This window comes from Microbispora sp. CL1-1 (assembly GCF_012034195.1).
Taxonomy (GTDB): Bacteria; Actinomycetota; Actinomycetes; order Streptosporangiales; family Streptosporangiaceae; genus Microbispora.
In genome coordinates this window covers 1-932 of sequence record NZ_JAATEK010000145.1, presented here as the reverse complement: position 1 = coordinate 932, position 932 = coordinate 1, and the positions used below count along the sequence as shown (strand labels likewise).

The following is a 932-nucleotide window of genomic DNA, read 5'->3' as shown; positions in this document are numbered from 1 at the left end:
CCAGTGAGCCATTTTCATCCTGATCTTGCTGGTCAGGACGAGTGTGGGAGGCAGAGGGACTCGGAAGTTGAGGGAGAAATGAGGCTCCCGGTAAGACAGCAGTCGACCAAGATCCGATGCCCCAACCAGGAGCCTCGTTGCTGTCTTACCCCGCCGCGATCCCTCTGTCGAACCGCACCCTGATCCGCCTGGCCAACCTCATCCGCGCTCGCCGCGCCGAACGCCGCAGCCGATGGCGCCGTCTGACATCCGGGCGGCAGGCGTTACTGGTGCTGGCCCATCTGCGCAACGGGGACACCTACGCCCGCCTGGCCAGCGGTTTCTCCATCAGCATCACGACCGCCTGGCGCTATGTCCGCGAGTCGATCGACCTGCTCGCCGCCCTCGCCGACGACGTCCAGGCGGCCGCGGTACGGGCCGCACGGCTGGCCTACACCATCCTCGACGGCACCTTGATCCCGATCGACCGCCTCGCCGACCAGAAGCCCTACTACTCGGGCAAGCACAAACGCCACGGCGTGAACGTCCAAGTGGTCGCCGACCCCGCAGGCCGGCTGCTGTGGGCCTCACCCGCCCTGCCCGGAGCAGTGCACGACCTGACCGCCGCCCGGACAGTCGGCCTCATCGACGCGTTGACCAGCAACAACGTGATGACCTTCGCCGACAAGGGCTACCAAGGCGCAGGCGGAACCATCCGCACTCCGTTCAAGCGCCACCGGCACCGCCCACGACTGTCCCGCCATCAAAAGGACGTCAACCGCGCCCACGCCCGCATCCGCGCCCTCGGCGAACGCGCCATCGCGACCCTGAAAGCGTGGAAGCTACTGTCGAAGCTCCGCTGCTGCCCCCACCGCGCCACCGCGATCCTGCAGGCCATCCTCGTCCTGCAAGCCGTCGAAGACGACCGCTACTCACGATGAAAAGGGCTCAGT

1 protein-coding gene is annotated in these 932 nt (G+C 66.8%); it reads left to right on the top strand.

Annotated features, from left to right (window positions below; translation table 11 throughout):
- Nucleotides 1-137 precede the first annotated feature (137 nt).
- Nucleotides 138-920, top strand: coding sequence for a transposase family protein (locus HCK04_RS40345; protein WP_142652780.1), 783 nt, complete (start codon nucleotides 138-140; stop codon nucleotides 918-920).
- Nucleotides 921-932 lie beyond the last annotated feature (12 nt).